General features: G+C 72.4%; 13 protein-coding genes. 6 read left to right on the top strand and 7 right to left on the bottom strand.

Annotated elements, in window-relative coordinates:
- From Q8A52_RS48290 to metK, 5 genes are all read right to left on the bottom strand, one after another.
- Positions 1-685, bottom strand: a 685-nt coding sequence (locus Q8A52_RS48290; RefSeq protein ID WP_316765056.1) for an adenosylhomocysteinase, incomplete at its 3' end; no start/stop codon positions are given.
- Positions 666-1,598: a methylenetetrahydrofolate reductase [NAD(P)H] gene (gene metF / locus Q8A52_RS48285; RefSeq protein ID WP_316765055.1), complete on the bottom strand. Its 933-nt coding sequence runs from the start codon at positions 1,596-1,598 to the stop codon at positions 666-668. The genes metF and Q8A52_RS48290, both read right to left, overlap by 20 nt.
- The gene (metH, locus tag Q8A52_RS48280; protein ID WP_316765054.1) at positions 1,595-5,128 is read right to left on the bottom strand and encodes a methionine synthase; all 3,534 of its coding nucleotides are present in this window, start codon (positions 5,126-5,128) and stop codon (positions 1,595-1,597) included. The genes metF and metH overlap by 4 nt, the downstream gene beginning before the upstream one ends.
- The gene (locus tag Q8A52_RS48275; RefSeq protein WP_316765053.1) at positions 5,125-6,108 is read right to left on the bottom strand and encodes a carbohydrate kinase family protein; all 984 of its coding nucleotides are present in this window, start codon (positions 6,106-6,108) and stop codon (positions 5,125-5,127) included. The genes metH and Q8A52_RS48275 overlap by 4 nt, the downstream gene beginning before the upstream one ends.
- A 13-nt stretch (positions 6,109-6,121) precedes the next feature.
- Positions 6,122-7,330: a methionine adenosyltransferase gene (metK, locus tag Q8A52_RS48270; RefSeq protein WP_316765052.1), complete on the bottom strand. Its 1,209-nt coding sequence runs from the start codon at positions 7,328-7,330 to the stop codon at positions 6,122-6,124.
- 176 nt (positions 7,331-7,506) lie between these two features.
- Here metK and Q8A52_RS48265 point away from each other — a divergent pair, with 176 nt between their 5' ends.
- On the top strand, positions 7,507-8,076 hold the full coding sequence (locus Q8A52_RS48265) for a DUF3159 domain-containing protein (RefSeq protein ID WP_316765051.1): 570 nt from the start codon (positions 7,507-7,509) through the stop codon (positions 8,074-8,076).
- Positions 8,077-8,777: 701 nt separating this feature from the next.
- Here the strand turns inward: Q8A52_RS48265 and Q8A52_RS48260 are convergent.
- Positions 8,778-8,966, bottom strand: coding sequence for an acyl-CoA carboxylase subunit epsilon (locus Q8A52_RS48260; protein ID WP_316765050.1), 189 nt, complete (start codon positions 8,964-8,966; stop codon positions 8,778-8,780).
- Positions 8,963-10,570: an acyl-CoA carboxylase subunit beta gene (locus tag Q8A52_RS48255; protein ID WP_408649392.1), complete on the bottom strand. Its 1,608-nt coding sequence runs from the start codon at positions 10,568-10,570 to the stop codon at positions 8,963-8,965. The genes Q8A52_RS48260 and Q8A52_RS48255 overlap by 4 nt, the downstream gene beginning before the upstream one ends.
- Before the next feature lie 233 nt (positions 10,571-10,803).
- Here Q8A52_RS48255 and Q8A52_RS48250 point away from each other — a divergent pair, with 233 nt between their 5' ends.
- From Q8A52_RS48250 to Q8A52_RS48230, 5 genes are all read left to right on the top strand, one after another.
- Positions 10,804-11,721, top strand: coding sequence for an ACP S-malonyltransferase (locus Q8A52_RS48250; RefSeq protein ID WP_316765049.1), 918 nt, complete (start codon positions 10,804-10,806; stop codon positions 11,719-11,721).
- 1 nt (position 11,722) lies between these two features.
- Positions 11,723-13,291 (top strand): AMP-binding protein, encoded by a 1,569-nt coding sequence (locus tag Q8A52_RS48245; protein ID WP_316765048.1) that lies wholly within the window; start codon positions 11,723-11,725, stop codon positions 13,289-13,291.
- 187 nt (positions 13,292-13,478) lie between these two features.
- Positions 13,479-14,987 (top strand): AMP-binding protein, encoded by a 1,509-nt coding sequence (locus tag Q8A52_RS48240; protein WP_316765047.1) that lies wholly within the window; start codon positions 13,479-13,481, stop codon positions 14,985-14,987.
- Positions 14,984-16,240, top strand: a complete 1,257-nt coding sequence (locus tag Q8A52_RS48235; protein ID WP_316765046.1) for a type III PLP-dependent enzyme domain-containing protein — start codon at positions 14,984-14,986, stop codon at positions 16,238-16,240. Before Q8A52_RS48240 ends, Q8A52_RS48235 begins: the two co-directional genes overlap by 4 nt.
- 22 nt (positions 16,241-16,262) lie before the next feature.
- On the top strand, positions 16,263-25,218 hold an 8,956-nt coding region (locus Q8A52_RS48230; RefSeq protein WP_316765045.1), incomplete at its 3' end, for an SDR family NAD(P)-dependent oxidoreductase.

The following is a 25,218-nucleotide window of genomic DNA, read 5'->3' as shown; positions in this document are numbered from 1 at the left end:
AGCCGTACTTGTTGTCGAACTTGGACTTCGTCACCGCGTCGTTGACGTTGATCGCCGGGAACAGGAGAACGCCGTCGCGCTGCATCTCGTACAGGCGGTGCACGCCCGTCGTGGTCTCCTCGGTCACACCACGGATCTCGGAGGCGACGGCGGCCCAGTCGAGGCCGCTGCGCTCCAGCAGGGCGCGGATCACGGCGAGTTCGTCGTTGTCGGGGGCCGGGAGGACGCCCGTCTTGGCGTACTCCACGCCCTGGTGGACGAGGAGGGTGGCGTCACCGCCGTCGTCGAGGATCGTGTTCGGGCCGCCGGTGGGGCTGTCCGGCCAGGTCAGCGCCTGCTCCGTGCACCACCAGTACTCCTGAAGGGTCTCGCCCTTCCAGGCGAAGACCGGGATTCCGGCGGCGGCGATCGCGGCGGCCGCGTGGTCCTGGGTGGAGTAGATGTTGCAGGAGGCCCAGCGGACCTGCGCGCCCAGGGCGACCAGGGTCTCGATGAGCACGGCGGTCTGCACGGTCATGTGCAGGGAGCCGGTGATGCGGGCGCCGGCCAGCGGCTGAGCCTCGGCGTACTCCTCGCGGATCGCCATCAGGCCCGGCATCTCGTGCTCGGCGAGGGTGATCTCCTTGCGGCCGAACCCGGCCAGGGAGAGGTCGGCGACCTTGAAGTCAGGGGTGTTGGCGGGCATGCGCGGGCCTCTCGGTGCGGTGGGTCAGGTTGCGGTGGATGTCGAGGGTCGCCGTGGAGCGGTTGAGGGTGATGTAGTGCAGGCCGGGCGCGCCCTCGGCGAGGAGCCGCTCGGCCAGGGCCGTGGCATGGTCGACGCCGATGCGGTGGGCGGTGTCGGCGTCGTCACGGGCCGCCTCCAGGGCCTCGGCCAGGTCCCGCGGGAAGCGTGCGTCGCTCAGCTCGGCGAAGCGCTGGATCTGCCGGGCGTGGACCGCCGGCATGATCTCCGGGATGATCGGCGTCTCGCAGCCGGCGGCCGCCACCCGGTCGCGCAGCCGCAGATAGTCCTCGGCGTCGAAGAACATCTGCGTGATGGCGTAGTCGGCGCCGGCCCGGCACTTGGCGACGAAGTGCCGGATGTCGCTGTCCCAGTCGGACGAGCGCGGGTGGCGCTCGGGGAAGGCCGCGACCCCGATGCTGAAGTCTCCCGCCGAGCGGACGAGTTCGACGAGCTGGTAGGCGTGGCGCAGGCCGTCCGGGTGCGCGGTCCAGGGGCCGCGCGGGTCGCCCGGCGGGTCGCCGCGCAGGGCCAGGACGTCGCGGATCCCGGCGTCGGCGTACTGGCCGACGATGTGCCTGAGCTCGGCCACCGAGTGGTCGACGGCGGTGAGATGGGCGACGGGGCGCAGCGTCGTGTCGGTGGCGATACGGCGGGTGACGGCGATCGTACGGTCACGGGAGGAGCCGCCCGCGCCGTACGTCACCGACACGAAGGTGGGCCCGACGGCCTCGATACGACGGATCGCGTCCCACAGCGTCCGCTCCCCGGCCTCCGTCCTGGGCGGGAAGAACTCGAAGGAGAAGGTGCGCACTCCGGCGGCCAGCAGGTCCCGCAGGGAGCCTGCCGACGAGGTGGTGGCGGCTGTGGTCATCGGACGCTCTCCTCGGCCGGGCCGCCGGTCGTCTTGAAGTAGACGGCCTCCGGGTGGTGCAGGATCAGGGCGTCCGTGGACTGTTCCGGGTGGAGCTGGAACTCCTCGGAGAGCGTGACGCCGATGCGTTCCGGGCGGAGCAGTCCGGCGATCTTGGCGCGGTCCTCCAGGTCGGGGCAGGCCGGGTAACCGAGGGAGTAGCGGCAGCCCTGGTAGTCGGCGCGGAGCAGGCCCGCCAGGTCGGCGGGGTCCCGCTCCGCCACGCCCAGTTCGGCGCGGACGCGGGCGTGCCAGAACTCGGCCAGCGCCTCGGTCAACTGCACGGACAGGCCGTGGAGTTCGAGGTACTCGCGATAGGAGTCCGCGGCGAACAGCTCGTTCGCGGCCTCGGAGACGCGATTGCCCATGGTGACCGTCGTGAACGCCACCACGTCCGTCTCCTGCGAGACCGGATCCACTGCGTCCTGCGGGCGGAAGAAGTCGGCGAGGCACAGGTACCGGTCGCGCTGCTGGCGCGGGAAGGTGAAGCGGGTGCGCTCGGTGCCGTCCTCGTCGAGGACGATCAGGTCTTCGCCCTTGGAGACACAGCGGAAGTAGCCGTGCACGACGGCCGCTTCGAGGAGGTTGTCGGTGTGCAGCCGGTCCAGCCAGGCGCGCAGCCGCGGCCGGCCCTCCGTCTCGACGAGTTCCTCGTACGAGGGTCCGGTCCCGCCGCGGGCGGACCTCAGACCCCACTGACCCATGAACGTCGCACGCTCGTCCAGCCAGGACGCATAGTCGGCGAGCGGGATGCCCTTGGTGACGCGGGTGCCCCAGAAGGGCGGGGTGGGGACCGGGTTGTCCGTGGCCACGTCCGAGCGGGCCGGCAGGATGCTCCGGTCCTCGGTCGGCCGGGTGGTCGCCGTGGCGCGTACCCTGCGGCGCTTCAGCTCGGGCAGCGCGGCTCCCGCTTCGCCGCGCTTGAGCGCGGTCAGGGTGTCCATGAGGCGCAGGCCCTCGAATGCGTCGCGGGCGTAGCGGACCTCGCCGTCGTACAGCTCGTGCAGGTCCTGTTCGACGTATGCCCGGGTGAGCGCCGCTCCTCCGAGGATCACCGGGTAGGTGGTGGCGAGGCCGCGGTCGTTGAGCTCCTGGAGGTTCTCCTTCATGATCATCGTGGATTTGACCAGGAGGCCCGACATGCCGATGGCGTCGGCGCGGTGCGTCTCGGCCGCCTCGACGATCGCGGAGACCGGCTGCTTGATGCCGAGGTTCACCACGTTGTAGCCGTTGTTGGTGAGGATGATGTCGACGAGGTTCTTGCCGATGTCGTGGACGTCGCCCTTGACCGTGGCCAGGACCAGGGTGCCCTTGCCGGAGCTGTCGGAGCGCTCCATGTGCGGTTCGAGGTGGCCGACCGCGGCCTTCATCACCTCGGCGGACTGGAGCACGAACGGCAGCTGCATCTGCCCGGAGCCGAAGAGCTCGCCGACGGTCTTCATGCCGTCGAGGAGGATGTCGTTGACGATCTCCAGGGCGGAGTGCCGGGTCAGCGCCTCGTCCAGATCGGCGGTCAGGCCGCCCCGCTCCCCGTCGATGATGCGACGGCGCAGCCGGTCGGACAGCGGCAGCGCGGCCAGTTCGGCGGCGCGGGAGGCCTTCACGGAGCGGCTGTCGACGCCCTCGAAGAGCTCCAGAAAGCGCTGGAGGGGGTCGTAGCCCTCGCGGCGCCGGTCGTGCACCAGGTCGAGCGCGCATTCCAGCTGCTCCTGCGGAATGCGGGAGATGGGCAGGATCTTGGAGGCGTGCACGATGGCGGAGTCGAGTCCGGCGGCCACGCACTCGTGCAGGAAGACCGAGTTGAGGACGGTGCGGGCGGCCGGGTTGAGCCCGAAGCTGATGTTCGAGAGGCCCAGGGTCGTCTGCACGTCCGGGTGGCGGCGCTTGAGCTCGCGAATCGCCTCGATGGTCTCGACGCCGTCGCGGCGGGTCTCCTCCTGTCCGGTGGCGATGGGGAACGTCAGACAGTCGACGAGGATGTCGCTCTCGGCCATCCCCCACTCGCCGGTGAGGTCGGCGATGAGGCGCTCGGCCACGCGCAGCTTCCACTCGGCGGTCCGTGCCTGGCCCTCCTCGTCGATGGTGAGCGCGACGACGGCGGCACCGTGCTCGGCGACCAGCGGCATGATCCGCGCGAACCGGGAGTCGGGGCCGTCCCCGTCCTCGTAGTTGACGGAGTTGACGACGGCCCGGCCGCCCAGCCGCTCCAACCCGGCCTCCAGGACGGCGGGTTCGGTGGAGTCGAGGACGACGGGGAGCGTGGACGCGGTGGCGAGGCGGCCGGCGAGCTCCTTCATGTCGGCGACGCCGTCGCGGCCCACGTAGTCGACGCACAGGTCGAGCAGATGGGCGCCGTCGCGGATCTGGTCGCGGGCGATCTCGACGCAGGTGTCCCAGTCCTCGCGCACGAGGGCCTCGCGGAACTTCTTGGAGCCGTTGGCGTTGGTGCGTTCGCCGATGGCCAGGTAGGAGGTGTCCTGCCGGAACGGCACGGAGGTGTAGAGGGACGCGGCGGCGGGCTCGGGGCGCGGGTTGCGGCGCGCGGGTTCGAGGTCGCGTACGGCCTCGGCGACCTGGCGCAGATGCTCAGGAGTGGTGCCGCAGCAGCCGCCGACCAGGCTGAGGCCGTGCTCGGTGACGAACTGGCGGTGCGCGGTGGCGAGTTCCTCCGGGCTGAGCGGGTAGTGGGCGCCGTCCGCGGTGAGTACGGGCAGGCCCGCGTTGGGCATCGCGGAGATGCCGGTGCGGGCGTGCCGGGACAGGTGACGCAGGTGCTCGTTCATCTCGGCCGGGCCGGTGGCGCAGTTGAGGCCGATCAGCTCGATGCCGAGGGGTTCGAGGGCGCTGAGGGCGGCACCGGTCTCGGAGCCGAGCAGCATGGTGCCGGTGGTCTCGACGGTGATCTGCACGAACAGCGGCAGGTCGGCTCCCGTCTTCCGCAGGGCGCGGCGGGCACCGATCAGGGCGGCCTTGGTCTGCAGCAGGTCCTGGGTGGTCTCGACGAGCACGGCGTGCGCGCCGCCCGCGATCAGGCCTTCGGTCTGCTCCTGGTAGGCGTCGCGCAGATCGGCGTACGGGGCGTGTCCGAGGGTGGGCAGCTTGGTGCCGGGGCCGACCGAGCCGAGGACCCAGCGGGGCCGTTCGGCGGTGCTGTGGCCGTCGGCGACCTCGCGGGCGAGCCGGGCGCCGGCCTCGGCGAGTTCACGGATGCGGGCGGCGATGCCGTACTCGCCGAGGTTGGCGAGGTTGGCGCCGAAGGTGTTGGTCTCGACGCAGTCGACGCCCGCGGTGAAGTACGCGTCGTGGACGGAGCGCACGATGTCGGGGCGCGAGACGTTGAGGATCTCGTTGCAGCCCTCGTGACCCCGGAAGTCGTCGAGGGTCGGCTCCCGGTCCTGGAGCATGGTGCCCATGGCACCGTCGGCGACGACCACCCGGGTGGCCAAGGCGTCCCGCAACTGCTGTGCGGTCGCAGTGCGTTGGGTGCTCACAGGGCGTCCTCCAGGAGCGGTGCGAGCGCTGCGGCGGCCGTCTCGCCGTAGCCCTCGGTCAGCCTCGCCGCCACGGTCGTACGGTCCAGGACGTACTCCTGGGGGCCCGGTGCCTCCAGGGCGAGGCCGGCCACGACACAGCCCAGGCGGGCCGCGGCCGGCTCGGGCAGCTGGGCGGCGAGCGCGGCGAGGAAGCCGGCGCGGAACGCGTCGCCGACGCCGGTGGGGTCGACGGCCTGGCGAACCGGAGCGGCCGGGACGGTCACGGCGGGCTCGCCCGCGCGCTCGATGCGGACGCCGTCCGCGCCGAGGGTGGTGACCCAGGAGCCGACCCGGTCGAGGATCTGCCGCCGGGTCCAGCCGGTGCGCTCCCGGACCAGGACGGACTCGTAGGCGTTGGTGAACAGGCGCCCCGCGCCGTCGACGAGGGTGCGCACCGCGTCCGGTTCGAGGCGGGCCAGTTGCTGCGAGGGGTCGGCGTCGAACGGGATGCCGAGCCGCCGGCACTCCTCGGTGTGGCGGACCATCGCCCCGGGGTCGTTCGGCGAGACCAGCACGAGGTCCAGGGCGCCGAGCCGTTCGGCGACCGGAGCGAGGTCAAGGGTGCGGGCCTCGGCCATGGCGCCCGCGTAGAAGGTGGCGATCTGGTTCTGCGCCTGGTCGGTCGTGCACACGAAGCGGGCGGTCTGTGCCGTGGGCGACACATGCACGGAGTCCGTGTCGACGCCGTGCTCCTTGAGATGGACCTGGTAGTCGGCGAAGTCCGGTCCGACGGCGCCGACCAGGACCGGGGAGAGGCCCAGCCGGCCGAGCCCGTAGGCGATGTTGGCGGCCGCTCCGCCGCGTCGTACCTCCAGGGTGTCGGCGAGGAAGGACAGCGAGACGTTCGCCAGCTCACCGGGGACCAGGTGGTCGGTGAAGCGGCCGGGAAACGTCATCAGATGGTCGGTGGCGATGGAACCGGTGACGGCGATCCGCATGAGCCCGCCCCGCTCAGCCGGTGGCGGCTTGGCGGAGCTTGTCCGCCCGGTCGGTGGCTTCCCAGGTGAAGTCGGCGCCGGTGCGCCCGAAGTGGCCGTACGCGGCGGTCTGGGCATAGCGCGGGCGCAGCAGGTCGAGGTCGCGCACGATCGCGGCCGGGCGCAGGTCGAAGACGTCGGTGACGGCCTGCTGGATCCGCTCGACGGGGACGGTCTCGGTGCCGAACGTCTCGATGAACAGGCCGACCGGGGCGGCCTTTCCGATGGCGTAGGCGACCTGGGCCTCGCAGCGCCGGGCGAGACCGGCGGCGACGACGTTCTTGGCGACCCAGCGCATCGCGTACGCGGCGCTGCGGTCCACCTTGGAGGGGTCCTTGCCGGAGAACGCGCCGCCGCCGTGGCGGGCCATGCCGCCGTACGTGTCGACGATGATCTTCCGTCCGGTCAGGCCGGCGTCGCCCATCGGACCGCCGATCTCGAACCGTCCCGTGGGGTTCACCAGGAGCCGGTGCCCGTCCGTGTCCAGGTCGAGGCCCGCCAGGGCCGGTTCGATGACGTGGTCGCGGAGGTCGGGCAGGAGCAGCGCGTCCAGGCTGATGTCGGGGGCGTGCTGCGAGGAGACGACGACCGTGTCCAGGCGGACCGGACGGTCGCCCTCGTACTCGATGGTGACCTGGGTCTTGCCGTCCGGGCGCAGATAGGGCACCGGGCCCTCCTTGCGGACCTCGGCGAGACGGCGGGCGAGGCGGTGCGCGAGCGCGATCGGCAGCGGCATCAGTTCGGGGGTCTCGTCGCAGGCGTAGCCGAACATCAGGCCCTGGTCGCCGGCGCCCTGCCGGTCGAGCTCGTCGACCTGGGAGGCACTGGAGGCGCCCTCCACCCGGCTCTCGTAGGCGTCGTCAACGCCCTGGGCGATGTCGGGCGACTGGGCGCCGATGGACACCGAGACTCCGCAGGACGCGCCGTCGAACCCCTTGGCCGACGAGTCGTAGCCGATGCCGAGAATCGTCTCGCGGACCAGCGTCGGAATATCGACGTAGGCGGAGGTGGTGACTTCGCCCGCGATATGCACCTGGCCGGTGGTGATCAGGGTTTCCACGGCGACGCGGGCCGTGGGGTCCTGGGCGAGAAGTGCGTCGAGAATGGTGTCGCTGATTTGGTCTGCGATTTTGTCGGGATGACCCTCGGTCACCGACTCCGAGGTGAACAGTCGACGGGACACGCTTTCCTCCAGCAGTTCCTCGAGCCGGAACCGGCCTAGGTAAGGGAATTGTTGTCGAAAGAGCGTGTGCCGTAATGCTTGGAGACGGCTAAAGTGTTCCGTTCCGCGACACTGTTTTCCGCTTTAGCGGCCCGCAAGGGGCGGCTGACTGAATGGCGGGTAGAAAGGAGCTTTCCATGACCCGCTACCTCATCAGCTTCCTACCTTGGATCGCCTACGCCGCGATCGCGACGAGCGACGAGTGGCGCAGCGGCGCGGAGTGGGGACTGGGGATCGCCGCGTTCGTGATCTTCCAGGGACGGCGGTCGGGCAAGCACTTGGACGAGATGGTGATCGAAGTGAGTGCCCTCGTGTTCTTCGCGGGCATCACCTGGCTCTCGTACAAGCAGCCCGACTCCGGACTCATCCCCTACGGCCCGGCGCTCGTCGACGCCTGGCTCGCCGCCACTGCATTCGGTTCGCTGCTCATCGGGCGGCCGTTCACGCTGGGGCTGGCGCGCAAGATCGCGCCGGAACATGTGTGGAAGACGAAGGCGTTCTTCCGCACCAACGCGACGATCACCACCGTGTGGGGGGTGTCCTTCCTCGTCGCTGCCGGTGCGCTGGCTGTGCTGATCAAGGCCGATCCGCACGCCACCACCGCCGCCATCGTCATCAAGGTCATCACCTTCGTCGTCCCCGTCCTGTTCACCATGCGCTATCCGGCCATCGCCGCGCAGAAGGCTCGGCAGGCCGCGGTTCACTGACGTGGTCCTGCGCTGTCATTGAGCGCCGTTGCCCTGAACATCGGGAGCAGCGGCGCTCATTGGCGTGCGCCGGCTTCGGTGCCTTTGCCCACCCACCCACCCGACTCGGTCGGTCGAGGGGTGAGGTAGAGGCGGGCAGCTCGGTCGGTCGAGAGGCGGGGCGGAGGAGGACGCCTCGGCGGGGCGAGAGGTGAGGTAGAGGCGGGCGGCTCGGCGGGACGGGCGGCGCGCGGCCCGGCGGCGCGAGAGACAGGCGGCCCGGTGGAACAAGAGGCGCGGCCCGGCGGGACGACAGGCAGGCGGCTCGGTGCAACGGGAGGCGCGGCCCGGCGGCGCGAGAGACAGGCGGCCCGGTGGAACAAGAGGCGCGCGGCCCGGCGGCGCGAGAGGCAGGCGGCTCGACGGGACGAGAGGCGCGCGGCCCGGCGGGACGCGAGGCGGGCGACTCGGCGGCGCGAGAGACAGGCGGCTCGACGGGACTAGAGGCGCGCGGACCGGCGGGACTAGAGGCGCGCGGACCGGCGGCGCGAGAGACAGGCGGCTCGGTGCAACGGGAGGCGCGGCTCGGCGGGGCGGCAGGCGCGCGGCTCGGTGGGGCAGGAGGTGCGGCGGAAGCGGCCCGGTTCGGGGGGTGGGAGTTGGGCGTACGGCGGCGCCGCTGCCCGGGCGGGGAGGGCAACGGCGCCTCGGTGTGGGAGTGACTAGGAGGTCGACCAGGCGCCCGGTAGGCGGTGCCCGCCCGGGACCCAGCCTGTGGACAAGGGGCGGGGAGAGTCGGCCGGCTCGGCGCCGCGCAGGAGGGCCAGCAGGACGACCGTGACCGCGGCGAGTTGTTCCGGGTCGGGGTCGCCGCGTACGACTCGGATGGGGTGGTCCCCGGCGGTGCTCATACCGGCTGGTTCCCGTGTTTGCGGGACGGCATCGTGGCGTGCTTGGCGCGGAGCATCGCCAGGGACCGGATGAGGACGGCCCGGGTGTCCGCGGGGTCGATGACGTCGTCCACCAGGCCGCGTTCGGCGGCGTAGTAGGGGTGCATCAGTTCCTCCTGGTACTGCTGGATGCGCTGGGCGCGTGCCGCCTCCGGGTCGGGCGCGGCGGCGATCTCGCGGCGGAAGACGACGTTCGCGGCGCCCTCCGCGCCCATCACCGCGATCTCGTTGGTGGGCCAGGCGAAGGTCAGGTCCGCGCCGATGGACTGGCTGTCCATGACGATGTACGCGCCGCCGTACGCCTTGCGCAGGATCACCGATATGCGGGGGACCGTCGCGTTGCAGTAGGAGTAGAGGAGTTTGGCGCCGTGGCGGATGACGCCGCCGTGCTCCTGCTCACGGCCCGGCAGGAAGCCGGGGACGTCGACCAGTGTGACCAGCGGGATGCTGAAGGCGTCGCAGGACTGGACGAACCTCGCCGCTTTTTCACTGGCATGGATGTCCAGGACGCCCGCGAAGGAGGCCGGCTGATTGGCCACGATGCCGACGACGTGGCCGTCGAGCCGCGCCAGGGCACAGATGATGTTGGTGGCCCAGCCCGCGTGCACCTCGAAGACCTCGCCGTCGTCGACGATCTCCTCGATGACCGGCCGCATGTCGTACGAGCGTCCGGGGTCGCCCGGCACCAGGTCGAGCAGGGCCTCGCCCCGGCGGGTCGGTGAGTCGTCCGGCTGTACGGCGGGCGGCAGTTCGCGGTTGTTCTGCGGCAGCATCGACAGCAGATAGCGCACCTCGGCGAGGCACTCGGCCTCGTCCTCGTACGCGAAGTGCGCGGCACCGGAGACGGTGGCGTGCACATCGGCGCCGCCGAGCTGGTCGTGGCTGATCTGCTCGCCGGTGACGGCCTGCACCACGTCCGGGCCGGTGATGTACATCTGAGAGGTGCCGCGGACCATGAACACATAGTCGGTGAGGGCGGGCGAGTAGGCGGCGCCGCCGGCGCACGGGCCGAGCATCACGCTGATCTGCGGGATGACCCCGGACGCGGCGACGTTGCGGCGGAAGATGCCGCCGTACCCGGCGAGCGCCGTGACGCCCTCCTGGATGCGGGCGCCGGCGCCGTCGCTCAGCGCCACCAGGGGCGCACCCGCGGCCAGCGCCCGGTCCATCACCTTGTGGATCTTCGAGGCGTGCGCCTCGCCGAGGGAGCCGCCGAAGATGCGGAAGTCATGGGCGTAGACGAAGACCGTGCGGCCCTCCACCGTGCCCCAGCCGGTGACCACGCCGTCCGTGTAGGGCCGTTTGTTCTCCAGGCCGAAGCCGGTGGCGCGGTGCCGGCGCAGCGGCTCGATCTCCTGGAAGCTCCCCTTGTCGAAGAGCAGATCGAGGCGCTCGTGGACGGTCAGCTTGCCCTTGGCCCACTGCTGCTCGGTGGCACGCGGACCGGGGCCCTCACGCACCGTCTGCTTGACCAGGCCGAGCAGGGCAACCCGGGACCGCGGGTCGGGGCGCGGCGGTGGCTGGGTCATGGGGGCCAGTGAGGTGGTGTCCTCGGTCACGGTCATGGGTCACCCATCCATGTGGCTCAGGGTATTCGGACCGTCAATTCAAACCGGGCGGTCCGGCAAGGGGCCACAGCGCACACCCCCTATGGTCGGCGACCGCCCCCCTACTAAGGGTGGCGGACGGGGTCGAATAGGGGTTGGTGGGGCCTTGCCCGGCATCTAGAACTGTCCGAACGAGGCCAGTTCGCGACAAGACGGGTGCTGCGATGACAACGGCGATGGTATTCCCGGGAATGGGGCCGACACGCTTCCGGGAACTCGGGCGCTTCCTGCTTCTCGATTCCCATGCCAAGAAGCTGCTTTCGGTCGCGGACGACGTCCTCGGCCATTCCCTTTTCGAGGCGTTCCGGGAGAGCGAGGACGAGTACGCCCCGGCGGCCCAGGTCGCCTTCATGGTGGTGTGCACGGCGCTCGCCGAACGGGCCCGCGAGGACCTCGGTGCCGAGCCGGCGGTGTGCACCGGCCCCAGCTTCGGCGAGAAGCCCGCGATCGGCTTCAGCGGGGCGCTCGACTTCGCGGACACGGTTCGGATGACGGCCGGCCTGGCGCGCTGCACCGCGGAGTACTTCGCGCGCGAGCACCGGGACGTGGTCACGCAGTCCTTCGTACGGGCCCCGGCCGGGCCCCTGCGTGAGCTGTTCGCCGGGATGGACGCCCGCGGGGCCTGGCACGAGGTGGCCTGCCGCCTCGACGAGGGGTTCCAGATGGTGTCCGTGCACGAGGCCGAACTTGAAGCCTTTCAGCGGGAGTTGCGGTCGATCGGGGCGCTCCCGCTCTATGTGATGCGTCCGCCGATGCACTCCTCGCTGTTCACGGGGCTGCGCGAGCTCGCGGCCCGCGAGGTCCTCCAGGCCCTGCCGCTGCGCGACCCGCTGCTGCCGCTGATCGCCGACCAGGACGGCACCGAACTGACCACCGCCGCCGAGCTGCGGCAGATGCTCCTGGACCACTTCGTGCGCCCCGTCGACTGGCCCGCGACCCTGGACGCGCTGCGGACCCGCGGTGTCGAGCGGCTGCTGATCGCCGGCCCGGACGCCCTGTTCGGCCGCGTGGAGTCGGCGACCTCCCGCTTCGAGGTGGTTCCGGTCTCCCCCGAGCGGACGCTGCGCGCGCCGTCCGCCCGGCCCGCGACGGCTTCGGCGGGGGTGTGACATGGCGACCCAGGTCTTCCCCGGCAGCGAAGAACGACTGACGTACGGCGAGGGCGAGTACGCCGGCAGTCTGCACGGACTGTTCCTGCGCGGGCTCTCCGTGTCGGGCGACCGGGAGTGCTTCCGGGTCGACGGGCACGGCACCACCTATGCGGAGGCGCACCGGGCGGCGCTAGCGCTCGCCGGAGCGCTCGTCGAGGTGTGCCGAGGCGTGCCGCGGACCGTGGCGGTGCTCGGCAGCAAGAGCGGCGAGGCGTACACCGGGCTGCTGGCCGCGCTGTACCTGGGCGCTCGGGCCGTACCGCTGCACCCGGACTTCCCCGCCGTCCGCAACCGTGCCGTCCTGGAGGCCGCCGAGGTCGACGCCGTGGTCGCCGACGCGCGGGGCGTGGCGGCGTACGCGCGGATCGGCATGCCCGGTGTACCTCTCGTCGCGGCGGGCCAAGGACCGCTTCCCGGCACCCCGCTGGACGCGCCCCGCGCGGTGGACCCGGAGGACACCGCCTACATCCTGTTCACGTCCGGCTCGACGGGCCGCCCCAAGGGCGTGCCGACCACACATCGCGCCGCCGACAGCTACTTCCGCACGCTGCGCGGCCGTTACGACTTCGGGGCCGGCGACGTCTTCACCCAGACCTTCGACCTCACCTTCGACTGCGCGATGTTCGACCTGTTCTGCGCGTGGGGCGCGGGCGCCCGCGTCGTGCCGCTGCCGATGCGGGCGTACCGGGCGCTGCCGGAATTCCTCGCCGAGGAGCGCGTGACGGTGTGGTTCTCGACGCCGGGGGCCATCGCCCTCGCCCGCCGCTCGGGGGCGCTGGCGGCGGGCGCGCTGGACGGGCTGCGCTGGTCGCTGTTCGCCGGCGAGCCACTGCACCGGCACGACGCCGAGGCATGGCAGGCCGCGGCACCGCACAGCACCGTGGAGAACCTGTACGGCCCGACCGAGCTCACCATCACCGTGACCGCACACCGCCTCGCCGCGGCCACCCCCGACGAGCGGTACGTCAACGGCGTCGTCCCCATCGGGCCCGTGTACGAGAGCCTCGACCACGTCCTGGTCGGCCCCGACGGCTCCACCGACGGCGACGAGGGCGAACTGTGCATCACCGGGCCGCAGATGTTCGACGGGTATCTCGACCCCGCCGAGAACGAGGGCCGTTTCCTCGAGCACGACGGGCGCCGCTGGTACCGCACGGGTGACCGGGTGCGCCGCTGGCCGGACGGCGAGATCGCCTACCTGGGCCGCGCGGACGACCAGGTGCAGGTGCAGGGATGGCGCGTGGAGCTGTCCGAGGTCAGCCACGCCGTGCGCGCCCTGGACGGGGTGGAGGACGCCGTCACGGTCGCCGTGCCCGTGGGCGGCAGCCATGAACTGGTCACCTTCTACACCGGCCGGGCCTCGCACAGCTCGCTGCTCGCCAAGGAGTTGACCGCGGACCTGCCCAAGGCGATGGTCCCGCGGCTGCTGACGCACCTGGACGAGTTCCCGATGAACGCCAACCGCAAGATCGACCGCTCCGCTCTCAGGTCCCGCGCGCTGACGCTCCTGGACCGCGGCCGCACCTAGGCCCTGTCGTCAAATCCCCGCCTGCCCCGCGACGCCATGCACGCTCCCCCAAGGTCTCGGCTTCGCTCGAGCAGGGGACCCCATGACGCCGCCGGGCCCGCCCTTCGGGCGGACGACGGGGATTTGACGACAGGAACTGGAGCCGACCCCACGCCGATCCTGCCACGGACCACTAAGGAGAGACCCCGTGGACGAGAACCTGACCAAGGACGCGAAGCTGCTGCACCACCTCGTCGAGGTCCAGGCCGCCGCACGTCCGCAGGACGTCGCCGTGCGCGACGCCCGGGACTCCTGGACCTGGGAGCAGCTCGCGGCGCAGACCCGGGCGGCCGCCGACTGGCTGCGCCGGGCCGGTGTGACGCCGGGCGACCGGATCGTCGTACGCCTGCCGAACGTGCGCGAGACGACGGCGCTGCTGTACGCGGCGTCCCGGGTCGGTGCCGCGCTGGTGCCGATCAGCGCCGAGATGAAGGAGTTCCATCTGCGCGCGGTGATCGCCGACTGCGAACCGCGGCTCGTGGTGGTCACGGACGGCGCGGGCGAGTGGGTCTCGGGCCTGACCGGGCGGCCGGTGCACGAGGTGGGGAGCCTGTGGGCCGAACTGGCGGCCGACGGGGACGGGACCGAGGCCGGCCAGGCGCCCGACACCCCGGCGGTGCTCATCTACACCTCGGGCTCCACCGCCACCCCCAAGGGCATCATCTGCCCGCACGCGCAGATGCTGTTCGCGGCGCGGTCCATCAACGAGGTGCTCGGCTACCGCTCCGAGGACACTGTCTTCGTCCGCGTCCCGCTCTCCTTCGACTACGGCCTCTTCCAGGTGCTGCTGTGCGCCGTGTCCGGCGCGAGCCTGGTCCTCGCCGACTCCGAGGCCGACTCCAAGCTGCACATCCTGATCCGGGAGAGCGGCGCCACGGTGCTGCCGCTGGTCCCGTCGCTGGGCGGTCCGCTGATCCGGCTGGCGCAGCGCGACCCCCGTCCGACCCGGCTGCGCATGTTCACCAGCACCGGAGCGGCCCTCGAGCAGCGGATCATCGACGGTCTGTGGAAGTGCTTCCCGGGCGCCCGGGTGGTGCGGATGTACGGCATCTCGGAGTGCAAGCGCATCACGATCATGCCGCCGGACCAGGACCACGAGCGTCCCGGCTCCTCCGGCCTGCCGATCCCGGGGACCCGGGTGGCGATCCTCGACCCGGACGGCAACGAGGTGCCGGGCGGTGAGAGCGGCGAGATCACGGTGACCGGCCCGCACGTCATGGCCGGCTACTGGAACCTGCCGGAGATCACCGCGCGCACCTACCGGCCCGACCCCGGGACCGGCGAAACCCGGCTGTTCACCGGCGACTACGGCCGCGTCGACGCCGACGGCTACCTCTACTTCGAGGGCCGCCGCGACGACATGTTCAAGCGCAAGGGCATGCGCGTGTCCACGATCGAGATCGAGGGCGCCGCGATGGACATCCCGGGCGTGCGCAACGCGGCCGCACTGAAGCCGACCGCCGACCGCGACCTGATGATCTTCGTGGAGTCGGACGAGCTGACCCCGCAGGCGGTGCTGCGCGAACTGGCGACGCGGCTGGAGGCCGTGAAGGTGCCCGCGCTGTGCAAGGTGCTCGACGCGTTCCCGCTGACCTCGAACGGCAAGAACGCCAAGCAGCAGCTCGCGGCGATGCTCGACGCCGAGGCCGCCAAGTGACCACGACCACGACCACGGCTGGTGAACAGGCCGCGCGGGACCGGGACTTGGTCGCCCGCTACGGCTCGCCGCTGTATGTGTACGACCTCGACCGGGTGGCCCGCGCCCGCGCCGATCTGCGCGCCGCCCTGCCCGACGGGGTCACGCTCTACTACTCACTCAAGGCCAACCCGCACCCGGGCCTGGTGCGGGCGCTGCGCGAAGGTCCCGGCGGCTGCCGTGCCGAGGTGTGCTCCACCGGTGAGCTGGCCTCCGCCCTGGAAGCCGGGCATCGGGCGGAGTCGATCCTCTACTCGGGTCCGGGCAAGACCGCCGGTGAACTGGCCGTGGCGCTCGCCGAGGGGGTGCGCACGTTCTCCGTGGAGTCGGCGGGCGATCTGCGCCGGCTCGGCGCCCAGGCGGTGCGCCAGGGGGTGGTGGCCCAGGTGCTGCTGCGCGTCAACAGCGCGGCGGCCGCGGCCACGACCAGCATCCGGATGACCGGAACCCCGTCGCAGTTCGGCATCGACGCGGAGACCCTGCCGGGCCTGCTGCCCGCCCTGCTCGACGTGCCGGGGACGGCGGTGGCCGGGGCGCACTTCTTCCCGCTGTCCAACTCCAAGGACGAGGAGAGCCTGATCGCCGAGTTCACGGCGACGATCGAGCAGGCGGCGAACCTGCAGAGCGAACTCGGCCTCCCGCTGCGGATGCTGGACATCGGCGGGGGCTTCGCGGCGCCGTACTCGGTGCCCGGCGAGCGGCCCGTGTACCCGAATCTGCGGGCCGCCCTGGAGAAGGCCCTGGACACCCGGCTGCCGCGCTGGCGCGAGGGCGGGGTGGAGATCGCCTGCGAGTCGGGCCGGCACCTGGTCGGCGACAGCGGGCGGCTGCTGACCTCCGTGACCAACGTCAAGGAGAGCCGGGGCCGCACCTTCGCGATCCTCGACGCGGGCATCAACACGCTCGGCGGCATGGCCGGTCTCGGCCGGCTGCTCCCGCTGTCCGTGGACCCGGCCTTCCACCGCACGGGCGAGCCGGTGCCCGTCAGCCTGGCGGGCCCGCTGTGCACACCCGGCGACCTGCTGTCCCGCTCGGTGCGGATGCCGCCGCCGGAGCCGGGCGATGTGCTCGCGGTGCCGAACACGGGCGCCTACGGCCCCACCGCGAGCCTGCTGCTCTTCCTGGGCCGTCCGGCCCCGGTGGAGCTGCTGCTCAGCGGCGGCGAGGTGGTCTCGGCCTCGCGCCTCGTCACGACCCGTACCGAAGTCGTATAACCCACACTGGAGTTCAGTGACCATGACCGAGTCCGCCGCTCAGCCCGCCCACGACCTCTCCGAACAGCCCGTGACGGCAATCGAGTTGACCGGTATGCCCAGGGCCGCCCAGGAGCGGCGGCTGCTCGGGCTCGTCGTCGAGCAGGCCGGGGCGGCGCTGCGCAAGGCGGGCCGGGACACGGGCGGGGCACTCGATCCGTCGCTGCCCTTCCTGCAGCTGGGACTCGACTCACTGGCCATCGTCGACCTGCAGCGACGCCTGTCGGCCACGACCGGCGTGGAACTGCCGGTGTCCATCGCCTTCGACCATCCCACCCCACGGGCTCTCGCCGCTCAGCTGGTGCGCGAGGTGCTCGGCGGGTCCCCGGACGACACCGAGGTCCCGTACGCCGAGGAACAGGACCCGGCCGAGCCCGTCGCGATCGTCGGCATGGCCTGCCGCTATCCCGGCGGCATCGCCTCCCCCGGGCAGCTGTGGGACCTGGTCGCGGTGGGCGGCGACGCGATCGGGCCGCTGCCCGAGGACCGCGGCTGGGACGTGGCGGGACTGTACGACCCGGACCCGGACGCGCCCGGCAAGACGTACGCGCGCGAGGGCGGATTCCTTTACGGTGCGGCCGAGTTCGACGCCGACTTCTTCGGGATCAGCCCGCGCGAGGCCGCCGCGATGGAGCCGCAGCAGCGGCTCGCCCTGGAGACGTCGTGGGAGGCCCTGGAGCACGCGGGCATCGACCCGACCGCGCTGCGGGGCAGCACCGCCGGGGTCTTCGTGGGCGCCGAGCCCCAGGAGTACGGACCGCGTCTGCACCGGGCGCCCGAAGGCTACGAGGGCCATCTGCTGACCGGCGGCGCCACCAGCGTCATCTCCGGCCGCGTCGCCTACACGCTGGGCCTGGAGGGCCCGACCCTGACGGTCGACACGGCCTGCTCCTCGTCCCTGGTCGCGGTGCATCTGGCCGCCCGCGCGCTGCGCTCGGGCGAGTGCTCCCTGGCGCTCGCGGGCGGGGTGGCCGTGATGTCGAGCCCGGGCACCTTCACCGCGTTCAGCCGGCAGCGGGGCCTCGCCCCGGACGGCCGCTGCAAGCCGTTCGCGGAGGCGGCCGACGGCACCGGATGGGCGGAGGGCGTCGGCTTCCTCGTCCTGGAGCGCCTCTCCGACGCACACCGCAACGGCCACAAGGTCCTGGCGGTGATCCGGAGTTCGGCCGTCAACCAGGACGGCGCGAGCAACGGGCTCACCGCACCGAACGGCTCCGCCCAGCGCCGCCTCATCCAGCGGGCCCTCGCCTCGGCCGGTCTGACGGGCGCCGACGTCGACGCCGTCGAGGCACACGGCACCGGTACCCGGCTCGGCGACCCCATCGAGGCGGGCGCGCTCCTGGCGACCTACGGTCAGGACCGTGCGGAGCCGCTGTGGCTGGGGTCGGTCAAGTCGAACCTGGGGCACACACAGGCGGCCGCGGGTGTGGCCGGCGTCATCAAGATGGTGGAGGCGCTGCGCCACGAGCTGCTGCCGCGCACTCTCCACGTGGACGAACCGTCGTCCCGGATCGACTGGTCGGCCGGTTCGGTGGCGCTGCTGACCGAGCAGCGGCCGTGGCCGGCCGGGGAACGGGTGCGGCGCGCGGGTGTGTCGTCGTTCGGGATCAGCGGCACCAACGCACATGTGATCGTCGAGGAGGCGCCTGCCGAGGAGCCCGCCCCGGCCGCCGCCGGGACGGCACCGCCCGTGGTCCCGTGGATCGTGTCCGGCAAGACCGACGAGGCCCTGCGCGCCCAGGCCGGGCGGCTTGCCGGGCAGCTGCACGACCACCCGGAGCTCTCCGCCGAGTCGGTGGCGTCGGCCCTCACGGGCCGTACGGCGTTCCCGCACCGCGCCGCCGTCGTCGCGACCGGCCGGGACGCGCTGCTGTCCGGCATCGAGGCGATCGCCCGGGGCGAGGCCCCGCTGCGCGCCGAGCCGGCCGGCGGACTGCTGGCCTTCCTGTTCACCGGTCAGGGCAGCCAGCGCGTCGGCATGGGGCGGGAGCTGTACGAGACCTTCCCCGTGTTCGCGGCCGCCCTCGACGAGGTCTGCGCGGCGCTCGACGTGTATCTCGAACGCCCGCTGCTGGACGTCGTGTTCGGCGAGAACGGTCTGTACGGCGAGGCCGGTGCCGAGCTCGACGAGACCCACTACACCCAGCCCGCCCTGTTCGCCCTGGAAGTCGCGCTGTTCCGGCTGCTGGAGGCATGGGGCGTACGGCCCGACGTGCTGGCCGGACACTCCATCGGCGAGCTGGCCGCCGCTCACGTGGCCGGGCTGTGGTCCCTGGACGACGCGGCGCTGATCGTGTCGGCGCGCGGCCGTCTGATGCAGCAGCTGCCCGCCGGGGGCGCGATGGCCGCCGTACAGGCGACCGAGGACGAGGTACGGGCGGCTCTGCCCGAGGGCACCGGCATCGCCGCGGTCAACGGACCGATGTCGGTGGTCGTCTCCGGGCCCGAGACGGGCGTGGACGAGGTCGTACGGCACTTCTCGCAGGCGGGTCGCAAGACCAAGCGGCTCACCGTGAGCCACGCCTTCCACTCCCCGCTCATGGAGCCGATGCTCGCCGAGTTCCGCCAGTTCGCGCAGGTCCTGAACCCGATGCGGCCGGGCATCCCCATCGTGTCGACGCTGACCGGCCGCGAGGTGCGGTACGAGGAGCTCGCCGACCCCGAGCACTGGGTGCGGCACGTCCGAGAAGCGGTCCGGTTCGCGGACGCGGTCCGCACGCTCGAGACACAGGGCGTCGCCACGTTCCTCGAGCTGGGTCCGGACGCCGTGCTCACGGCGACGGGCGCGGAGTCGGTGGCCGACGGGCAGCTGCTGCCCGCCCTGCGCCGCGGGCACGACGAGCCCGGCTCGCTGGTCACCGCGGTCACCACGCTGCACCTGCGCGGCGTGCCGGTCGACTGGGCGGCGTACCTGGGCCCGGCCCGGGCCGCGGCCGACCTGCCCACCTACGCTTTCCAGCGCAGGCGCCACTGGCTGGACGCCCTGGAGGACGGCCCGGCCGACCCGATCGCCCTGGGCGTCGCGGACGCCGGACACCCGCTGCTGGGTGCGGCGTTGACGGTTGCGGGCGCGGAGCGCCTGGTCCTCACCGGACGACTCTCCGTGCGCACCCACCCGTGGCTCGCCGACCACGCGGTGGGCGGCACGGTCCTGCTTCCCGGCACCGGGTTCGTCGAACTGGCCGTACATGCCGCCGGCCTGGCGGGCTGCGACACCGTCGAGGAGCTCACGCTCCAGGCACCGCTGACCCTGGACGACGCCGACTCGGGCGTCGAGATACAGCTCGTGGTCGAGGAGCCGGGGCCGGACGGCCGCCGCCCACTGACCGTGCACTCCCGCACGGCCGACATGGACTGGACCGAGCACGCCCAGGGCATGCTGGCCCCGGCCGCGCCCGCTCCTTCCGACACCCCCGGAGTGTGGCCGCCGCAGGGCGCCGAGCCGCTCGACGTGAGCGGCGCGTACGCGCGCATGGACGCCCAGGGCTACGGCTACGGCCCCGCGTTCCAGGGCCTGCGCGCGGCCTGGCGGCGGGGTGAGGAGCTGTTCGCCGAGGTCGTCCTGCCCGACGGCGTTGACGCGTCCGGCTACACCGTGCACCCGGCGCTGCTGGACTCCGCCCTGCACGTCATCGGACTCGACGAGGACGCCGCCGGCCCCGAACTCCCCTTCGCCTGGACCGATGTGACGGTACGGGCCGCGGGAGCGACCGTGCTGCGCGTGCATGTCACCCCGGCCGCGTCCGGCGTCTCGCTGCACCTGACGGATCCGGCCGGCGCCACGGTCGCCACGGTCGGCCGGCTCGTCCTGCGCCCCGTGGCCGACGCGAGCCGGGCCGACCGGGCGGTGCCGCTGTACCGGGTGGAGTGGAGCCCGGTCCAGGGGCCGACCGTGGACGGCGCCGGGTTCGAGGTGGTGTCGGGCGCCACGGTCCCCGAGGTCCTGACCTCCCTGCAGTCGTCGCTCGCGGGCGAGGCACGGACGCTGGTGGTCACCCGGGGAGCGGTGAAGCTCACCGCCGGCACCGACGAAGGGGACCTGGAGCAGGCGGCGGTGTGGGGTCTGGTGCGCGCCGCCCAGGCGGAGCACCCGGGCCGGATCGTCCTCGTGGACGTCGCCGCCGACGCGGCCGTTCCGGACGTATTGCCCGCCGGTGAGGCGGAGTCGGCGGTGCGCGGGGGCGAGTGGTTCGTGCCGCGCCTGGTGCGAGAGGTCGTGTCGGCGGACGACGGTTCGTGGTCCACGTCGGGCACGGTCCTGGTGACCGGCGGCACCGGCGGCCTGGGCGCGCTGACGGCACGGCATCTGGTCGCCGAACACGGTGTGCGCGGGGTCCTGCTGGTGGGCCGCCGTGGCGCCGACGCACCGGGCGTCGACGAACTCGTCGCCGAGCTCCGCGAGTCGGGCGCCGGGAGCGTGAGCGTGGAGGCCTGTGACGTCTCCGACCGGGAGGCGGTGGCCCGTCTGCTCGCCGCCCACCCGGACATCACGGCGGTCGTCCACGCGGCGGGCGTGCTCGACGACGCGACCTTCGACACCCTGACGCCGGAGCGCCTTGAGTCGGTGTGGGCACCGAAGGCACGCGCGGCACTGCATCTGCACGAGCTGACCGCTGACCGCGAGCTCGACGCGTTCGTCCTCTACTCGTCGGCGGCCGCCACCTTCGATGCCCTCGGTCAGGCGAACTACGCGGCAGCCAACGCCTACTTGGACGCCCTGGCGACCCAACGCCGAGCCCTGGACCTCCCTGCGCTCTCGCTCGCATGGGGCCTGTGGGACCCCGAGGCAGGCGGCATGGCAGCCGGCCTCGCCCCGGCCGACGTGTCCCGCGCGGCACGAGCCGGAACGCCCGCACACGGCGTGGCGGCGGGCCTGGCCATGCTGGACGCCGCCGCCCTGCCGGAGAATCCCGCCCACGTCCTCGCCCTGCGCCTCGACCAGCAGGCCCTGACGCGCCGCGCCCGCTCGGAGGAACTTCCGCCGGTACTGCGCGGTTTGGTCCGCACGCCGACCCGCCGCGCCGCAAGCTCGACTGTGGCGGCGGAGGGCGGCTCACTGGCGCACGAGCTGGCACGGCTCGGCGCCGCCGACCGCGAACGACGGCTGCTCATTCTCGTACGCACCCATGTCGCGGCGGCGCTCGGCCACGACGGCCCGCAGGCCGTCGACCCGGAGCGCGGCTTCGGCACCCTGGGCTTCGACTCGCTCGCGGCGGTCGAGCTCCGCAACAAGCTCGGCGCGGCGACCGGGCTGCGGCTCCCCGCGACCCTCACGTTCGACTACCCCAACGCGACGGCCGTGGCGCGCTACCTCGACGAGCAGCTGGTGGGAGCCGACGAGACCTCCGCAGCCGAGTCCCGGGTCGTGTCGACGACGACGGACGATCCGGTCGTCATCGTCGGCATGGCCTGCCGCTACCCCGGCGGGGTGGCCTCGCCGGAGGACCTGTGGGGCCTGCTTGCCGCGGGCGGCGACGCGGTCTCCGAGTTCCCTTCGGACCGTGGTCCGCTGTGGCAGGAGTCGTACGACCCCGACCCGGAGGCCATCGGCAAGACGTACGTCAACCAGGGTGCCTTCCTGGACGAGGCTGCCGACTTCGACGCCGATTTCTTCGGCATCAGCCCGCGCGAGGCCATGGCCACGGACCCGCAGCAGCGGGTGCTGCTGGAGACCTCGTGGGAGGCGTTCGAGCGGGCGGGCATCGATCCGGCGTCCCTGCGCGGCAGCGCCACGGGCGTCTTCGCAGGCGTCATGTACCACGACTTCGCCCCTCGCCTCCACGACGTCCCGGAGGAACTCGCCGGGTACCTCGGCAACGGCGGACTGGGCAGTGTGGTGTCCGGCCGGGTGTCGTACGCGCTGGGTCTTGAGGGTCCTGCGGTGACGGTGGACACGGCGTGCTCGTCGTCGCTGGTGGCGGTGCACCTTGCGGCGCAGGCGCTGCGGGGTGGTGAGTGCTCGCTGGCGTTGGCCGGTGGTGTGACGGTGATGTCGACTCCGGACACGTTCGTGGACTTCAGCCGGCAGCGGGGTCTTGCTGCGGACGGTCGGTGCAAGCCGTTCGCCGAGGCCGCGGACGGCACCGGCTGGGGTGAGGGTGTGGGTGTCCTGGTGCTGGAGCGGTTGTCGGACGCGCGCCGCAACGGGCACCGGGTGCTGGCGGTGGTGCGGGGTTCGGCCGTCAACCAGGACGGCGCGAGCAGCCAGCTGACGGCACCCAACGGACCGTCCCAGCAGCGGGTCATCCGCCAGGCACTCGCCTCGGCGAACCTGGCTCCGACCGATGTGGACGCGGTCGAGGGGCATGGGACGGGAACGCGGCTGGGCGACCCGATCGAGGCGCAGGCGCTGCTGGCGACGTATGGGCAGGACCGTGCCGCGGATGCTCCGCTGTGGCTGGGATCGATCAAGTCGAACCTGGGGCACACGCAGGCGGCCGCCGGTGTGGCCGGGATCATCAAGATGGTTCTGGCGATGCGTAATGAGCAGCTGCCGCGGACGCTGCATGTGGATGAGCCGTCCTCGCATGTGGACTGGTCGGCGGGCGCGGTGGAGCTGCTGACCGAGGCCCGGCCGTGGACCGCCGGGGACCGGACCCGGCGTGCGGGTGTGTCGTCGTTCGGGATCAGTGGCACCAACGCGCATGTGATCGTCGAGGAGGCTCCGGCCGAGGAACCGACGCCGGTGGTGGAGGCGGTGGCGCTGCCGGTGGCGCCGTGGATCGTCTCGGGCAGGACGAGCGAGGCGGTTAGGGATCAGGCCGCTCGGCTGCTCGAGTTCGCTGTCACCAGGCCGGAGCTGGATGCGGGGGATGTGGGCTTCTCGCTGGCCACCCAGCGGTCGGCGTTCGCGTACCGCGCCGGGGTGGTAGCCGGCGACCGGGAGGGGTTGCTGGCCGGGCTGGAGGCCATCGCCGGTGGGGTCGTGACGCCGTCGGCGGTCGGGGGTTTGGTGGCGTTCCTGTTCACGGGGCAGGGGAGTCAGCGGGCTGGGATGGGGCGTGAGCTGTATGAGGCGTTCCCGGTGTTCGCGGGCGTGCTGGACGAGGTGTGCGCAGCATTCGACGCGCATCTTGAACGGCCGCTGAAGGAGGTCATGTTCGGTGGTGAGGGCCTCGACGAGACGGGTTACACGCAGCCTGCTCTGTTCGCTCTGGAGGTTGCGCTGTTCCGGCTGCTGGAGGCGTGGGGTGTGCGGCCGGATGCGTTGGCCGGGCATTCGATCGGTGAGCTGGCCGCCGTGCATGTGGCCGGGCTGTGGTCGCTGGAGGACGCGGCGAGGCTGGTGGCCGCTCGTGGCCGTCTGATGCAGCAGTTGCCGGCCGGGGGTGCGATGGCCGCCGTTCAGGCCACCGAGGACGAAGTCCTGCCCGTTCTCCCCGCAGGCACCGGGATCGCCGCCGTCAACGGACCGTCCGCCGTGGTCGTCTCCGGCCCGGAGGCGGGCGTGGACGAGGTCGTACGGCACTTCGACGGCCAGGGTCGCAAGACCAAGAAGCTGACCGTCAGCCACGCCTTCCACTCCCCGCTCATGGAGCCGATGCTCGCCGAGTTCGAGCAGATCGCCGCCCAACTCACCTACTCCGAGCCTGCGATACCGATCGTCTCCACACTGACGGGCGGGCAGGTGTCGTACGAGGAGCTTTCCGATCCCGCTTACTGGGTCCGGCATGTCCGTGAGGCGGTCCGTTTCGCCGACGCCGTGGCGACGCTGGACGGGCAGGGCATCGGTACGTTCCTGGAGCTCGGCCCGGACGCCGTGCTGACCGCGATGGTCGCCGACCCGCGCGCTCTGCCCACCCTGCGCCGCGACCGCACCGAGCCCCAGGCCCTGGTAGAAGCCCTCACCCGACTGCCCGCAGTCGACTGGACCACCTTCTTCGGCCCCGGCCGTCACCCCGTCGACCTCCCCACCTACGCCTTCCAGCACGGCACGTACTGGCTCGCCGCCACGGCCGCACGGGCCGGCAGCGCCTCGGAGTTCGGGCAGTCGGACGCCGAGCACCCGCTGCTGAGCGCGGCGGTCGAACTGCCCGACGGTGACGGCGTGTTGTTCACCGGTCGGCTGTCGCTGGCCGCCCAGCCGTGGCTGGCCGAGCACGCCGTGCACGGCACGGTGATCGTGCCCGGCGCCGCTCTGGTCGAGATCGCCGTACGCGCCGGAGACCAGGTCGGACGGGGAACCGTCCGCGACCTGACGCTGCACGCCCCGCTCGTCGTGCCGGAGACCGGCGCGGTCGCTCTCCGCGTCCGTGTGGGCGACGGTGACGAGCCCACCGTGACCGTCCACTCCCGCCCCGAAGGCGAGGAGACCTGGACCCTGCACGCCGAGGGTGCCCTCTCCACCGACAGCGTGGAACCCCCCACCGACCTCACCGCCTGGCCCCCGGCCGACGCCGAACCGATCGACACCACCACCCTGTACGACGACCTGGCCGCCATGGGCTTGCAGTACGGCCCGCTCTTCCAGGGCCTCACGACCGCCTGGCGCGCCGCCGACGACGGCACCGTCCACGCCGAGGTCGCCCTGCCCGAGGGCACCGATCCGGGTGCCTTTGCGCTGCACCCGGCGCTCCTGGATGCCGCGCTGCATGCCCTCACATATGCGGGTGCGGCGGAGAGCGCGGAGCTCCCCTTCTCCTGGAGCGACGTGGTGGTGCACGCCTCGGGGGCTACTGCCCTGCGGGTGCGTGTGACCGGCGAGGGTTCCGGCTACCGGCTCGATCTCGCCGACCGCACGGGCGCCCCCGTCGCCACGGTCACCGGTCTCGCGCTGCGGCCGCTGGCACCGGTCGACGACGCAGCCGCGCCTCGTGATCTGTACCGGGTGGACTGGGTCCCGGTGACCGCCGAGGCGGCCGAGCCCACCGCCGCCTACACAGTGCTCCGCGCCGCCACGGCCGCCGAGCTGCTCCCTCAGCTGCAGGCCCACCTCGACG

The organism is Streptomyces herbicida, from assembly GCF_032656585.1.
Classification (GTDB): domain Bacteria; phylum Actinomycetota; class Actinomycetes; order Streptomycetales; family Streptomycetaceae; genus Streptomyces; species Streptomyces herbicida.
This window is presented reverse-complemented; position numbering and strand designations above follow the sequence as displayed.

What these genes read in the sequence shown, in the direction of transcription:
- Q8A52_RS48260 (WP_316765050.1), bottom strand. Translation starts at nt 8,966, where the DNA reads ATGAGCACCGCCGGGGACCACCCCATCCGAGTCGTACGCGGCGACCCC.
- Q8A52_RS48245 (WP_316765048.1), top strand. Translation starts at nt 11,723, where the DNA reads ATGGCGACCCAGGTCTTCCCCGGCAGCGAAGAACGACTGACGTACGGC.
- Q8A52_RS48265 (WP_316765051.1), top strand. Translation starts at nt 7,507, where the DNA reads ATGACCCGCTACCTCATCAGCTTCCTACCTTGGATCGCCTACGCCGCG.
- Q8A52_RS48250 (WP_316765049.1), top strand. Translation starts at nt 10,804, where the DNA reads ATGGGGCCGACACGCTTCCGGGAACTCGGGCGCTTCCTGCTTCTCGAT.
- Q8A52_RS48255 (WP_408649392.1), bottom strand. Translation starts at nt 10,570, where the DNA reads ATGACCGTGACCGAGGACACCACCTCACTGGCCCCCATGACCCAGCCA.
- metF (WP_316765055.1), bottom strand. Translation starts at nt 1,598, where the DNA reads ATGACCACAGCCGCCACCACCTCGTCGGCAGGCTCCCTGCGGGACCTG.
- Q8A52_RS48275 (WP_316765053.1), bottom strand. Translation starts at nt 6,108, where the DNA reads ATGCGGATCGCCGTCACCGGTTCCATCGCCACCGACCATCTGATGACG.